13 protein-coding genes and 1 tRNA gene are annotated in these 12,931 nt (G+C 75.2%); 6 read left to right on the forward strand and 8 right to left on the reverse strand.

The features are described from left to right. Positions 1-113: 113 nt before the first annotated feature. Positions 114-695, reverse strand: coding sequence for a TetR/AcrR family transcriptional regulator (locus RCG67_RS03050; protein ID WP_368824781.1), 582 nt, complete (start codon positions 693-695; stop codon positions 114-116). A 379-nt stretch (positions 696-1,074) separates the two neighbouring features. On the opposite strand from RCG67_RS03050, the gene RCG67_RS03055 reads away from it, so the two are divergent. The 3 genes from RCG67_RS03055 (at position 1,075) to RCG67_RS03065 (ending at position 3,174) form a co-directional block, all read left to right on the forward strand. Continuing rightward, the gene (locus RCG67_RS03055; protein ID WP_368824782.1) at positions 1,075-1,986 is read left to right on the forward strand and encodes an MFS transporter; all 912 of its coding nucleotides are present in this window, start codon (positions 1,075-1,077) and stop codon (positions 1,984-1,986) included. Positions 1,987-2,093: 107 nt separating this feature from the next. Next, entirely contained in the window at positions 2,094-2,831 is a 738-nt protein-coding gene (locus tag RCG67_RS03060; protein WP_368824783.1) for a GAF domain-containing protein, read from the forward strand. 13 nt (positions 2,832-2,844) lie between these two features. Then, on the forward strand, positions 2,845-3,174 hold the full coding sequence (locus tag RCG67_RS03065; RefSeq protein WP_368824784.1) for a hypothetical protein: 330 nt from the start codon (positions 2,845-2,847) through the stop codon (positions 3,172-3,174). A gap of 193 nt (positions 3,175-3,367) precedes the next feature. Here the strand turns inward: RCG67_RS03065 and RCG67_RS03070 are convergent, their stop codons facing one another. Together RCG67_RS03070 and RCG67_RS03075 are read right to left on the reverse strand one after the other, a co-directional pair. After that, entirely contained in the window at positions 3,368-5,245 is a 1,878-nt protein-coding gene (locus RCG67_RS03070; RefSeq protein WP_368824785.1) for a DEAD/DEAH box helicase, read from the reverse strand. Positions 5,246-5,486: 241 nt separating this feature from the next. After that, on the reverse strand, positions 5,487-6,995 hold the full coding sequence (locus RCG67_RS03075) for a DUF2079 domain-containing protein (protein WP_368824786.1): 1,509 nt from the start codon (positions 6,993-6,995) through the stop codon (positions 5,487-5,489). 9 nt (positions 6,996-7,004) lie between these two features. Between RCG67_RS03075 and RCG67_RS03080 the strand changes: the two genes are divergently transcribed. Further along, on the forward strand, positions 7,005-7,997 hold the full coding sequence (locus tag RCG67_RS03080) for a DNA-3-methyladenine glycosylase family protein (protein ID WP_368824787.1): 993 nt from the start codon (positions 7,005-7,007) through the stop codon (positions 7,995-7,997). A 52-nt stretch (positions 7,998-8,049) separates the two neighbouring features. Next, positions 8,050-8,769: a VIT1/CCC1 transporter family protein gene (locus RCG67_RS03085; protein WP_368824788.1), complete on the forward strand. Its 720-nt coding sequence runs from the start codon at positions 8,050-8,052 to the stop codon at positions 8,767-8,769. 84 nt (positions 8,770-8,853) lie between these two features. Here RCG67_RS03085 and RCG67_RS03090 read toward each other — a convergent pair whose 3' ends face one another. Beyond that, a complete protein-coding gene (locus RCG67_RS03090) occupies positions 8,854-9,231 on the reverse strand; it encodes a thioredoxin family protein (RefSeq protein WP_368824789.1) in 378 nt (125 codons plus the stop codon). Positions 9,232-9,387: 156 nt separating this feature from the next. Between RCG67_RS03090 and RCG67_RS03095 the strand changes: the two genes are divergently transcribed. Next, on the forward strand, positions 9,388-10,425 hold the full coding sequence (locus RCG67_RS03095) for an LLM class flavin-dependent oxidoreductase (RefSeq protein ID WP_368824790.1): 1,038 nt from the start codon (positions 9,388-9,390) through the stop codon (positions 10,423-10,425). A gap of 15 nt (positions 10,426-10,440) precedes the next feature. Here RCG67_RS03095 and RCG67_RS03100 read toward each other — a convergent pair whose 3' ends face one another. The 4 genes from RCG67_RS03100 to RCG67_RS03115 all read right to left on the reverse strand — a co-directional run bounded on the left by RCG67_RS03100 (position 10,441) and on the right by RCG67_RS03115 (position 12,890). Then, positions 10,441-11,130 (reverse strand): class F sortase, encoded by a 690-nt coding sequence (locus RCG67_RS03100; protein ID WP_368824791.1) that lies wholly within the window; start codon positions 11,128-11,130, stop codon positions 10,441-10,443. A gap of 86 nt (positions 11,131-11,216) precedes the next feature. Continuing rightward, positions 11,217-11,915 carry a hypothetical protein gene (locus RCG67_RS03105; RefSeq protein ID WP_368824792.1) on the reverse strand — a complete coding sequence of 233 codons (699 nt, stop codon included), beginning with the start codon at positions 11,913-11,915 and terminating at the stop codon, positions 11,217-11,219. 469 nt (positions 11,916-12,384) lie between these two features. Beyond that, positions 12,385-12,466, reverse strand: a tRNA-Tyr gene (locus RCG67_RS03110). Positions 12,467-12,572: 106 nt separating this feature from the next. After that, on the reverse strand, positions 12,573-12,890 hold the full coding sequence (locus tag RCG67_RS03115; RefSeq protein ID WP_368824793.1) for a hypothetical protein: 318 nt from the start codon (positions 12,888-12,890) through the stop codon (positions 12,573-12,575). Positions 12,891-12,931 lie beyond the last annotated feature (41 nt).

A 12,931-nucleotide genomic window follows, 5' to 3' on the forward strand; every position in this document is an offset into this window, starting at 1 on the left:
GCGGGGTGCGCACCGGGCGCGACGGCGGCGGGCAGGGTCCGGCACCGGCGGCGGTCTCCCGTCAGGCCCGCCCGGGACACCCTGTCCGGCGCCGCGCGGCGCCGACGGAGGAGTCAGTCACCCAGATGGGCCCGGGCCGCCGAGCGGGCCAGCCGGCGGCCGACGTCGATCGGTGAGCGGGGGCGGCCGCGGAGGAAGGCGGCCAGGGTGCCGCTGTAGGCCACGAGCACTTCGTCGGCCAGGTCCTGGGCCCCGGCCCCGGCGAGCGGTCGGGAGAAGTGCAGGAGGCGGTCGGTGAGCAGGGCGGTGTCCGCGGCGAGGACGTCGTCGATCTCGGCCGCGGCTCCCGGCAGCTCGGTGGCGGTGGCCAGGAAGGCGCACCAGCGTGCCGGGTGCTGCTGGCCACCCCGGTAGGCGGCCAGGGCGTCGAACACGGCGAGCAGCCGCGCCAGGTCGTCGCCGGCCGCGACGACGTGCTGGTCCCAGACCGCCCGCCACTCCGCCAGCCGGACCCGCAGCGCCTCGGCGACCAGGGCGTCCTTGCTGTCGAAGTGCGTGTACATGGTGGCGGCGGAGACCTCCGCCCGGCGCAGCAGCTCGTCCACGGGGGTGGCCCGGATGCCGTGGTCGAACAGCACGCGGTCGGCCGCTTGGAGCAGCCGTGCGCGAGCGGGGGTCCGCCGGTCCGTGGTCACCCTTCCAGTGTAGTGAGCCCCGGTTCCAGAACGGTCGTTTTGGTGTATCGTAGCGATCGTTCTGGTTCGGGTTCTCGGGAAGGGGGGCGATGCGCGCTCTGGTGGTCAGCGGCACGGCTCTGATCGCGGCGACCTACGGGCTGGCGCGCTTCGGGTACGGGCTCTTCCTGCCCCGCTTCATGGAGGCCTTCCAGATCGGCCCGGTCGTCTCGGGGCTGATCCAGGCCGGCAGCTTCCTCTCCTTCTGCCTCGCCGCGGTGCTCGCCTCCCGCCTGAGCGCCCGCCCGCGCCTGGTCGTCCTGTGCGCCGGGGCGACGGCCGCCCTGGGATCGGCAGGGGTCGCGGCGGCCCCCCCCACGGGAGCGTCCTCGCGGCGAGCGTGGTCCTCGCCGGTGCCGGAGGCGGCTTCGCCACACCCGGCCTCGTCGCGCTCGTCGAGCGCAATCTCGCCCCGGCGCGCCAGGAGCGGGCCCAGACGTTCGTCAACGCCGGCACCGGAGCGGGCATCGTGGTCGCGGGAGTCCTCATGCTCCTCACGGTCGGCCAGTGGCGTCTGGGCTGGGCGGCCATCGCCGGTCTGGTGGCCCTGGCCACCGTCGCCACGCTCCGTGCCGACAGGTCCGCGCACCGGGCCCGGCGCACGGACCCGCCGGCGCGGACCCCGTACGCGGCACGCCTGCTCCGGCCCGTCGCCGCGGCGGCGCTGGCCGGCGCCTCGAGCGCCGCGATCTGGACGTTCGGCCGCACGGTCATGGTCGACTCCCGCGCGGGCGAGGAGACGTACTCCGTCGTCGCCTGGATGGTCCTGGGCGCGTTCGGCGTGCTGGGCGCCGCGGCCGGGCGGATCGTCCAGACCTGGACCCTGCGGACCGCGTGGAACCTGACCACGGTGGCCGTGGCCGCCGCCACCGTCGTCCTCGGCGCGGCACCGGGTGCCCCCGCTGCCGCGTACGTCTCCGCGGCCGTGTTCGGCGCCGGCTACACCGCCGTGTGCGGTGTCCTCATCGTCTGGGCCGCGCGACTCGTTCCCGACCGTGCCGCCGAGGGCACCGCCGTGCTGTTCATCGCCCTGGCCGTCGGTCAGGCGATCGGCTCGGTGGTGCTGGGAGTCCTGCTGAGCTCGACCACCCCGGTCCTCGCCTTCACCGTGGCCGGCGTCCTCGGCGTCCTCGCCGTGCTGCCGGCCGTGGGACGCGCCCCCGAGGCACCGCGTCCCCGCACCACCACGGCTCCGCCCTCCGGGGCGCCCGCGGCCACGTCCGGCGCGGTGGGCCGTCCCGGCGTAAGCTGAGGAGCCAGAGGCGGCCCAGGACAGCCGGCCGCCCTGCCCGGGGTGGCCTCCCCGGGGCGTCGCGTCCTGTGGCGGCCCGTGTCCACCCGACCGACCGGGGAGTCCCGATGGAGCCCCCGACCACTTCCACGACCACTGCCACGACCGCCGACCTGACCACGGTCTTCGCCCGCATCCAGGGGATGCTGCTGAGCCAGGAGTCGGCCGAGGCCGCCGCGACGCAGCTGGCCCGTGCCGCCCAGGACCTGATCGGCTCCGCCGCCGGGGCCGGGGTCTCCCTGCTCGACGACACCGGGCGCAGGACGACGGTCGCGGCCACGGACCCGTCGGTGGAGTCCGCCGACGCCGCCCAGTACGAGCTCGGCCAGGGCCCGTGCCTGAGCGCCTGGGCCACCGAGTCCCTCCAGCGCCTCGAGGACACCGCCACCGACGCCCGGTGGCCGGAGTGGTCCCGGGCGGCGGCCGCGACCGGGATCGGCTCGGTGCTCAGCGCCCCGGTGCTCTACCGGGAGCGCCGCCTGGGCGCGATGAAGATCTACGCCACCACCGCAGGGGCCTTCGGCGACCGGGCCGAGCGCCAGCTGCTGCTGCTGGCCTCCGCCGCCGGCACCCTGCTGGGCGCGGCCCAGGGCAGCGACGCCCCGCAGCGGCTCAGCGCCTCGATGCAGCAGGCCCTGGCGGACCGAACCGCGGTGGAGACCGCCACCGGGATGCTGATGGAACGCCACGCCACCGACCACGAGTCCGCCCGCCGGCTGCTGATCGAGGCCTCCCGGCAGCAGCGCCGGCCGCTGGCGCAGATCGCCCGCCGGATCGCGGAGCGGGCCACGGACCCCACACGCTGAGGAGCGGGCGGCGATGGACGACGACGCTGCGGGACGGACGCAGGCCGACCTGGTGCGCCAGGCCCTCGAGGCGACCGGGATCGACCCGGGCCGGCTGTGGGTGCACTACTTCAGCATCGGCGGTGAGGCCGGGGAGCTGGAGATCGAGGCCTTCCTGCACCACTCCCTCACCCTGCCGGCCCTGCAGCGGGACCTCCTCGCCCACGCCGTCAACGAACTCCTCGACGACCGGAGACCCCCGCGGATCCCGCAGGCCTCGGACCTGCTCGACCACGACGAGCAGGACGGGTCCGAGGGCGGTCAGCACGGCGGCGAGGGCCAGGACGGCGCCGACGAGCCCTGACGCACCGTCCGCCGGCCCCCGTGGGAGGGGCCCGGCCGCTCCGGCCCCCGCGCGGTCCCGGACCCGGGCCCGGAGCTCCTGGACGCGGCACGGCCCCGTGCGATGGTCACCGGGCCGTGGGCGGCAGACGCAGGGAGGGGACGGGCCGTGCGGCCCGTCCCCTCCCTGCGGCGCGGGGGTCCTGCCCCCGGGCTCAGTACTTCTTGTGCCGCGGCTTGCGGAACGGCTTGTCGCCGTCGCGGTCGCCGCCGGAGAAGCCCGGGCGCTTGCCCTGGTAGCCGCCGCGGGAGTCGTCGCCCCGGGCGCCGCCGCCGCGGCGGGGGCGGTCCTGGTAGGAGGACGAGGTGCTGCGCGGACGGGACCGGCCGCCGCCGCCGGGGCCGCGGTCGGCCTCGAGCTGGATGAGCTCCCCGTTGATCCGGGTGCGGGAGAGCCGGTCCAGCGTCGAGGCGGGCAGGTTCTCGGGCAGGCCCACGAGGGTGTGGGTCGAGCGGATGTCGATCGCGCCGATCTGCTCGCCGCTCAGGCCGCCCTCGTTGGTGAGGGCCCCGACCACGGAGCCCGGCGAGACGCGGTGCCGGTGCCCCACCGACATCCGGTAGGTGGCCATGCCCTTCTCGGTGCGCGGCTCGCGGCGCGGGCGGTCGTCGCCGTCCCGTCCCGGCCGGTCCCGGTCGCGGGTGCGCTGCACCGGCTCGGGCAGCTCCTCCACGAAGAAGGGCCGGCCGTCCTGGGCCATCACGGCGATCGCGGCGGCGATCTCCACCGCGTCGACGTCGTGCTCGGCCTGGTACTGCTCCACGAGCTCGCGGAACTGCGCGAGGTCCTCGGACTCGATGGTGTCCGTGATCTGCTGGGCGAACTTGTCCTTGCGGGTCTGGTTCACGTCCTCCGTGGAGGGCATGCGCATGAGCTCCACCGGCTGGCGTGTTGCCTTCTCGATGGCCCGCAGCAGGTACTTCTCCCGCGGCGTCATGAACAGGATCGCCTCGCCGGAGCGCCCGGCGCGGCCGGTGCGGCCGATCCGGTGCACGTAGGACTCGGTGTCGTGCGGGATGTCGTAGTTGACCACGAGGGAGATCCGCTCGACGTCGAGCCCGCGGGCCGCGACGTCCGTGGCCACGAGGACGTCGATCTTGCCCTCGCGCAGGGCCTCGACGGTGCGCTCGCGCATGTTCTGCGGGATGTCGCCGTTGATGGCCGCGGCCGCGTAGCCGCGGGCCTTGAGCCGGTCGGCGACCTCCTCGGTGGCGGCCTTGGTCCGCACGAAGACGATGACGCCGTCGTAGTCCCCGACCTCGAGGATCCGGGTCATGGCCTCCATCTTGTGCGAGCCCATGACCTGCAGGTACCGCTGCCGGGTGTTGGTGCCCGTGGTGGTCTTGCCCTTGACGGCGATCTCCTGCGGGTCCCGCAGGTACTTCTTGGCGATCTTGCGGATGGCCGGGGGCATGGTCGCGGAGAACAGCGCGACCTGCTTCTCGACCGGGGTCTGCGAGAGGATCTGCTCGACGTCCTCGGCGAAGCCCATGCGCAGCATCTCGTCGGCCTCGTCGAGGACCACGTACTGCAGGTGGGACAGGTCCAGGGACCCCTTCTTGAGGTGGTCGATCACGCGGCCGGGCGTGCCGACCACGACCTGGGCGCCGCGGCGCAGCCCGGCCAGCTGCGGGCCGTAGGGGGAGCCGCCGTAGACCGGCAGGACGGTGAAGTCCTCGAGGTGGGTGGCGTAGGAGGAGAACGCCTCCCCGACCTGGAGGGCCAGCTCGCGGGTCGGGGCGAGCACCAGGACCTGGGTGTCCCGGGAGACGCCGTGCACGTCGGAGAGCTCGGCGAGCCGGGACAGCGCGGGAACGGCGAAGGCCGCGGTCTTGCCGGTGCCGGTCTGGGCCAGGCCCACCACGTCCTGGCCCTGCAGCAGCACCGGGATGGTGGCGGCCTGGATGGGCGTGGGGTTCTCGTAGCCGACCTCGTCGAGGGTGGCGAGCACCCGGGAGTCGATGCCGAGCTCGGCGAAGGTGGTGGTGTGCTCCTCGGCGGTGCCGGAGGTGCCGGGGGTGTCGACGGTCATGGAGAAGTGCCTCGTATCTGTGCAGGTGGCGGCCCGGGAGCAGGTCCGGGGGCGTCGGCCACGGTCGTGGTGTCCGGACGTCCCTGCCAACCACTTGGAGCCCCGTTCGGAACGGGAGCGTCGGACACGGCGCGGCGCGGGCCGCGGCCGAACACGGTGCGCGTCATGGCACCGCGTTGCACGAGAAAGTGAGGGAGTGACCGGATTCGGTCCGACCAGTCTAGCGCACCCGGCGGCACGGTCAGTCCCGGCGGCGCACCACCACGAGGTGCTTCTCGTCACGCACCACCGCGTAGCCGGCGCCGTAGCGCTGCCGGGACCAGTCGGCCACGTCCCCCGGCGGGTTCCCGCCCCACGCGGTGCCCAGCCGGTCCACCACCACGTACTCCGGGGCCGGGTCGCCCCCGTTGCCCAGCCAGTGCACCTGGGCGCGGGGCACGAGGTGGTGCAGCAGGGTCAGGTCCGTGGCCACGCTCGCCCCCTCGGGGACGGCCGCGACGACCGCCGCCTTGGCCTCCGCCCGGGGGTCCGGCCGGTAGGCGGCGGGGTCCACGAGGTCGGCCAGCGGGCGTCCCGGGACCAGCAGGAGCGCGACGACGAGCGCCAGTGCCGGCGCGGCCCGGCCGAGCCGCCGGAGCCGTCCGCCGCGCAGGCGCAGCACGGCGTCGAGCAGCGCGACGAGCACGATGGGCATGAGCACGGCGCTGTAGTGCCACCCCGTGCCCCAGTAGCCGTGGTCGGGCGAGAGCATCCGCCAGACCAGCGTGGGCAGCGCCACGAGCGCCAGCGGCGAGCGCACCACCACCACCGCGCCCACGGCCAGCACGGTCAGCCAGGTGAGCGCCTTCTGGCCCGGCACCACCAGGGACACGAGCGCCCCGACGGGGTCGGCGGCCGCCGCCGCGAGGTCCAGCCGGTCCGCGTACGCGAACCGCCCGTCCGGGCTGAGGGCGGGCAGCACCACGGCCACGGCGAGCACGGACCAGGCCGCGCCCCACACGGCGAGCCCGAGCCCGAGCAGCACCGGGCGGCGGTCCCCGCCCGCCTCGCGGTGCGCGCGCCCGGCGAGCACCAGGCCGAGGACCGCGACCGTGACGCCCAGGTCCTCCTTGACGAACGCGACCGGCGCGGCCCACAGCGCGGCCGCGGTCCACCGCCGCTCGACCAGGGACCCGAGGGCGAGGACCAGCAGCGGCAGCGCGAAGGCCACCTCGTGGAACTGCACCGAGACGGCGGCCTGGAGACCGAAGCTCAGCCCGTAGGCGAGGCCCAGGGCCGCACCGGGGGCCGCGCCCAGGGCCCGCACGGCGAACCGGGTCAGTGCCCACGCGGAGACCGCCACGAGCAGGTCCTGGACCACGAGCAGGGTCAGCGCGGAGGGGAACAGGGCGTAGACCGGCCCCAGCAGCACCAGGATCGGGTGGAAGTGGTCGCCGAGCAGGTTGGCGCCGTGGCCCTTGATGTGCACGAGCGGGCCGTCCCCGGCGGCGTAGGACTTGGCGAGCTGGGTGAAGATCCCCAGGTCCCAGGACGGGACCTCCCACCGGTGCCACTGGAGCAGGGACCACCACAGGTACAGGACGAGCACCAGGAGTCCCACGCCCAGCGGCACCAGCCGGGCCCGCCCGGTCAGGGGGGCCGGCGGCGGAGTGGGGGCTGCGGGGCGCCGGAGCGCGGTGGCGGGCATGGCCTCCTCGGTGGCTGGGCGGCCCGCCCGGACCGGCGCGGCGCCGTCGGACAGGACTGCCATCATGGTCTCATGTCCGTCACCGCTCCCCAGTCCGCAGGCCGCCGCCCGGCCCTGCCGGCGGACGCCGAGCTCGTGTGGGACCCGGAGGGGGCCCTGCACCTGGGCCAGACGCTCGGCGTGCTGAGCCGCGGCAGCGCCGATCCGCTGGTCCGGGTCGCGGCTCCCGACGTCGTGTGGGTCACCGCCCGGACCGCGGCGGGCCCGGTCACGGCCCGCTTCTCCCGCACCGGCGGCGGCCGTCCTCTGCAGCGGCCCGTGCTCGTGCGCGCGTGGGGCCCGGGGGCCGAGGAGTTCCTCGGTGAGGCCCCGCGCTGGGCGGGGTCCGAGGACGCGTGGGACCGGTTCGAGGCCTCGGACGCCTTCCGTGCCCTGCCGCACCGGCTGGTCGCCGCCCGGCACCACCACCCGGGCCTGCGGCTGCCCGCCACCGGCCGGGTGCTGGACCGCGCCGTGCTCTCGGTGCTGGAGCAGCGCGTCACCGTGCGCGAGGCCGTGGCCGCCCACCGGCAGCTCGTGCGGCGCCACGGCGAGCCCGCGCCGGGGCCGGCGCCGGAGGGGATGCGGATCGCCCCGACCGCCGAGGCCTGGGGCCGGGTGCCCGTGTGGGAGTGGCACCGGGCGGGGGTCGACGGCGCCCGGGCCGCCACCGTGCGGCGCGTGGCCGGACGGGCCGCCGCGCTCGAGCGCCTGGGCCGGGCCCCGCTGGACGCCGAGCTGCACCGGGGGCTGCGCTCGATCCCCGGGCTGGGGCCGTGGACGGTCGCGGAGATCGTGCAGTGCACGCACGGGGACCCGGACTCGGTCAGCGTCTTCGACTTCCACCTCGCGGACACGGTGTGCTGGTTCTTCGACCGGCGCCCCGGCGACGACCGCCGGATGCTCGAGCTGCTGGAGCCGTGGCGGGGCGACCGGCAGCGGGTGGTGCGCCTGCTGCGGGCCTCCGGCTTCCGCAAGCCCTCCTTCGCCCCGCGCCTGCACCCGGAGGACCACCGGCGCCGGTGAGGACATCCTGTCCTTCCTGGCAGGACGGGGCCCGCGGGCGTTGAATGGGGCCATGACGACCGAACACGTGATCGAGGAGCCGCACGGTGCGGGCTACACCGAGCGGATGAACAAGCTGCGGGCCGGGGTCCTGGGCGCCAACGACGGCATCGTCTCCGTCGCCGCGGTCGTGGTCGGCGTGGCCGGCGCCACGACGAGCTCCAGCGCGATCCTCCTGGCCGGGGGCGCCGCCCTGGTCGGCGGGGCCCTGTCGATGGCCCAGGGCGAGTACGTCTCGGTGTCCAGCCAGGCGGACTCCCACCGGGCCCTCATCGAGAAGGAGAAGCAGGAGCTCATCGACATGCCCGAGGCCGAGCTCCGGGAGCTCGCCGAGATCTACGAGACCAAGGGGCTCTCCGCCGGGACGGCCCGGCAGGTGGCGGTGGAGCTCACCGAGCACGACGCACTGGCCGCGCACCTCGACGCGGAGCTCAACATCGACGAGGAGGACATCGTCAGCCCGTGGGGCGCGGCGGTCGCCTCCGCGCTGGCCTTCCTCGTCGGCGCGCTGCTGCCGATGCTCGCGATCCTGCTGCCGCCCGAGGCCTGGCGGATCCCCGTGACCTTCGTCGCCGTGCTCGCGGCCCTCGCGCTCACCGGCTGGCTGGGGGCCCGTCTCGGGGACACCCCGCAGCGGGGCCGCGCGGTGCTGCGCGTGGTGGTGGGCGGGGCGCTGGCCCTGCTGGCGACCTTCGCGCTCGGCTCGCTGTTCGGGGTCGCCGGCGTCGCCTGAGCCGCTCCGGCCGGACACGACCGCGCCGGGCCCCGCCTCCGAGGAGGCGGGGCCCGGCGCGGTCGTGCGGGTGCGGTGCTGCGGTCAGGCGTTGGGCGCGTCCTGGGACTGCTTGGCGACCTCGGCGCGGACCTCCTCCATGTCGAGGCCCTTGACGGCGTCGATGACCTGGTCGAGGGCGGACGCGGGCAGGGCGCCCGGCTGGGAGAACACGAGGATGCCCTCGCGGAAGGCCATGAGGGTGGGGATCGACGAGATCTGAGCCGACGCGGCGAGCATCTGCTGCTCCTCCGTGTCGACCTTCCCGAAGACGATGTCCTCGTGCTTCTCGGAGGCGGCCTCGTAGGTCGGCGCGAACTGCTTGCAGGGCCCGCACCAGTCGGCCCACCAGTCGAGCAGGACGATGTCGTTCTCGGCAATGGTCTGGCCCAGGGTGTCCTGGGTGATGTCAACAGTAGCCATGCCCTCCAGCGTAGAGGCCGGGCCGCCCGAGAGCACAGGATTTCACTGCCGGCTCAAGACCGGGGCCGCGCGCCCGCACTAGACTGGGCGTCCGGTCCGGTCTCCCGGGCCGGGCTTCCGGACCGGAGGCACGCCCCGTGCACGCCGAGGTGCGCCATGAACTTCGAGATCGGCATCTTCTCCCTGGGCGAGGTGGTCCCGGACCCCGTCACGGGCGCCCGCCCCGACAGCCGTCAGCGCCTGCGGGACCTCATCGAGCAGGCCGAGGCCGCGGAGCGCGCCGGGCTCACCGTGATGGGCGTCGGGGAGAACCACGGCACGGACGTGGTGGCCGCCTCCCCCGTGGTGCTGCTGTCCGCGATCGCCGGCCGCACCCACCTCCTGCGGCTCACCACCGCCGTCTCCGTGCTCACGGCCGGGGACCCCGTGCGGCTCTACGAGCAGATCGCCATGCTGGACAACATCTCGGGCGGCCGGGCGGAGCTGATCGTGGGCCGCGGCGCCTCCCGGGCCGTGCGGCAGGCCCTGGGCCTGGCGCAGGACGACCACGACACCGTGTTCGAGGAGAAGCTGCGCCAGCTGCTCCGGGTGCGCGAGACGGATCCCGTGACCCTGGCCGGCCCGCTCCCGCAGCACGGCGTGGACCTCGACCTCAGGCCCCGCCCGCTGCAGCCGTGCCTGCCGATCTGGCTGGGCACCACCGGCACTCCGGCCTCCGTGTCCCGCGCCGCGGCCCTGGGGCTGCCTCTCGCCCTGCTGCGCACGCACGGCCCGTTCGCCGGGGCCGTGCCCGTCGTCGCCGCCTACCGGCGGGCCCTCGAGGCGTCCGGCCGGGACGTCCGGACCCCCGTGAGCCTCAGCGTGCCGGGCTTCGTGGCGCGCACCCCGGCGCAGGCCCGGGAGCTCAGCCACCCCTGCTTCGCCGCGGGGGCCCGCAGCCACGGGCCGGTCCGCCCGGACGATCCCCGCTGGTCCCGGAAGGAGTACGACCGGGAGTGCGGTCCCGAGGGGACCCTCGTGGTGGGGGACGTGGACGAGGTCGTCACCAAGATCGTGGCGCGGCAGCGCGCGATCGGCCACGAGCGCCTGCTGCTGCGGATGGACGCGGGCGGGATCCCGCACCACCTGGCGCTGGAGTCGATCACGCTCCTCGGCGCCGAGGTGGCGCCCCGGGTGCGCGCCGTCCTGGGCTGAGGCCCGCGGCGGGTCTCAGCCCTGCGCGGGGGACGCCGTGAGCACGACGTTCTTGCCCCACAGGTCCTCGGTGTAGCAGCTGACGATGACCAGCCGGTCCGGCACGATCCGCCAGATGTCGCTGTCCTTCAAGGTGTTCTTGTCGTGGGTGACCACGGAGTCCACCACGTACTCCAGGGTCCCGGTCCCGGTCTCCAGCACGATCTCGCTGCCCACCAGGCCGGGGTCGCTCAGCCGGTTGAAGGGGGCGTCCCGGTCCTCCCAGCTGTGGCCGGTGATGTACGTGGTGTTCTCCGAGTCTTCGCCCGGCATGCCGTAGGGGGTGAGCCAGTAGCCGTCCAGGGTGTCCGGCGGGACCAGCAGCTCGGAGGCCAGCTCCTGCTCGCTGGGCGTCAGCGGCAGGACGGAAACGTCGAACCGGGCGTCCTCGACCGCCAGCCGCACGGGCGCCGCGGCCGCCGGCCGGTCGGCGGTGTCCGCGGGGGACGGCGCGGGCGCGGCCGTCCCGGTGCCGGGCGCCGCCGGGGCGGTCGCCGCCGGGGTGGTCGCCGTCGCGGCCGGGGGGCCGGCCTCGTGGCCCTCCGCTCCCCAGGGGTCCGTCAGCAGCACCGCGGAGACGGCGGCCACGGCCCCGAGACCGCCGGCGGCGGCCCAGCGCGTGCCCGCGCCACGGCGCGGAGCGGCCTTCGGCCCGGGTGCGTGCATCTTGCGGTCCTCGAGGAGTCGGTGCGGGATGTGGCGGCGCCCTGGTGCCGCGCGAGCGCGGCACCAGGGCGGTCAGCGGTGGTCGGTCAGGCGCGCCCGCGGCGCACCCGGAGGGCCACGGCCCCGGACACGGCAGCACCGGCGGCCAGCAGGCCGGCCAGCACACCCGTGCTGAGCCCGCCCTCCTCGGCGGTCTGCATGTTGATGCCCTGGTTCACGCCGGAACCGGAGTCGGCGCCGGCCCAGTCGTCCGAGTCGCTCCAGTCGCCGGAGCCGGTCCCGTCCCCGCCGGTCCCGGTGCCCAGGACCTCGCAGTTGTTCTGGAACAGCGCCACGAGGTCGGCGCCGTCCTCCATGAAGACCTCACCCTCCGCGCGGGCCTCCGTGGCGGCGGTCTGGAAGCCGGCGGCGGCCGCGGAGCTGGCCGCGTAGGCCTCGTCCACGGCGGGGTCGTCGGTCGACGCGGCGTAGGACTCCTGCAGGCGCAGGATCTCGGTCCAGGCGGCCCGGGCGCGGTCCATGGTGGCGTCGTTGACGATGGCGTCCTCCAGCACGGCCTGCTGGGTCTGGAGCTGGCTCAGGACCGCCGGGTCCGTGACGAGCGAGTTGAAGTGCGTGCCCGTGTCGTAGAGGTGGTCGGCCGCGGTGACCAGGTTGCTCACCGTGGTGCTCGCGGCGGGGGCCACGCAGGTGTCGGCGTGGGCGGCGGGGGCGCCCAGGAACAAGCCACCGGCCAGGACGGCAGCCGACGAACCCGCGGCCACCCACTTCTTCACAGCAGTCATTTCGGTCTGTCTCCTCAAGTCATTCAGAACCCCGGGCCTGCCCCTGGGGTACCAGCGGGCGGCACGGCCCGTCCCGGCGTCCTCGATGTGGTCCACCGGGGGAGCGCTGCGGGGTCGGTCGTGCTGCTCGTCATCCGGTGTAGGGGGTCCCGACGTGCCGGCTCGGGGTGTGCTGGCACGTGGCCGGATGATGCTGTCGCCTCAAGCTACAAGGATATTCATGTTCTTAGCAATTGTTAAGGCTGGAACGGCGCGCCGACCTCTTCCGCGTGTCCCCGCATCGGGGGTCCGGAGCCGGGATGTCGGGTCGGCACGGGCTCCCTCGGCGGGAAGGCGGCCCGGGCCCCGTGGCGCCCGCGGCGGCCGCAACGGCGTCCCGCGTCCCGGCGACGAGGGACCGCTCGGCCGGTCGCGGGCGGCAACGACGAAGGCCCCGGTCCGGGGACCGGGGCCTTCGTCGTGACGCTCGTGGCAGATGAGGGATTCGAACCCCCGTAGGCATTGCCAGCTGATTTACAGTCAGCCCCCTTTGGCCGCTCGGGTAATCTGCCGGGGTGCTGCCGCCGGTCCGTCCGGACCGGTGGTGGCTGCTCCCGCGATCGGGAGCACTTCAACAGTACAGAACATCCGCCGCGATGCGAAATTGCCGGGACCGGGTCAGGACGCGAGCCGCTCGCAGACCTGCCGGAGGAACTTCTCGGCCTGCTCGGTGGTGATCTCTCCGTGGGTCACGGCCTCCGCGAGGTCCTGGGCCACGCCGAGCAGCCGCTGCGCCGTCTCGAAGTCGATCCGCTCGGGCGCCGCGACCCCCGAGCCGGGGCGCGGCGGGGGCTCCGCCTCGCCGCCGGCCGCCGCCGGGCCCAGCCCGATGCCCATCAGCAGGACCGCCGCCAGCGCGGTGGCCGCCACGGCACCGCCGCGCCGGGACCGGCCCGGTGCCGGCACCACGTCGTCGTGGCCCAGAGGTGTGCTCATGCCGCCATCCTGGGAGACCGACCTGAACAGTTCCTTGGGCG

This window comes from Kocuria cellulosilytica (assembly GCF_040981245.1).
GTDB lineage: Bacteria > Actinomycetota > Actinomycetes > Actinomycetales > Micrococcaceae > Kocuria > Kocuria cellulosilytica.

Coding starts and splice junctions, on each gene's coding strand:
- RCG67_RS03060 (WP_368824783.1), top strand. CDS start 2,094: ATGGAGCCCCCGACCACTTCCACGACCACTGCCACGACCGCCGACCTG.
- RCG67_RS03065 (WP_368824784.1), top strand. CDS start 2,845: ATGGACGACGACGCTGCGGGACGGACGCAGGCCGACCTGGTGCGCCAG.
- RCG67_RS03070 (WP_368824785.1), bottom strand. CDS start 5,245: ATGACCGTCGACACCCCCGGCACCTCCGGCACCGCCGAGGAGCACACC.
- RCG67_RS03075 (WP_368824786.1), bottom strand. CDS start 6,995: ATGGCAGTCCTGTCCGACGGCGCCGCGCCGGTCCGGGCGGGCCGCCCA.
- RCG67_RS03080 (WP_368824787.1), top strand. CDS start 7,005: ATGTCCGTCACCGCTCCCCAGTCCGCAGGCCGCCGCCCGGCCCTGCCG.
- RCG67_RS03085 (WP_368824788.1), top strand. CDS start 8,050: ATGACGACCGAACACGTGATCGAGGAGCCGCACGGTGCGGGCTACACC.
- RCG67_RS03090 (WP_368824789.1), bottom strand. CDS start 9,231: ATGGCTACTGTTGACATCACCCAGGACACCCTGGGCCAGACCATTGCC.
- RCG67_RS03095 (WP_368824790.1), top strand. CDS start 9,388: ATGAACTTCGAGATCGGCATCTTCTCCCTGGGCGAGGTGGTCCCGGAC.
- RCG67_RS03100 (WP_368824791.1), bottom strand. CDS start 11,130: ATGCACGCACCCGGGCCGAAGGCCGCTCCGCGCCGTGGCGCGGGCACG.
- RCG67_RS03105 (WP_368824792.1), bottom strand. CDS start 11,915: ATGACTGCTGTGAAGAAGTGGGTGGCCGCGGGTTCGTCGGCTGCCGTC.
- RCG67_RS03115 (WP_368824793.1), bottom strand. CDS start 12,890: ATGAGCACACCTCTGGGCCACGACGACGTGGTGCCGGCACCGGGCCGG.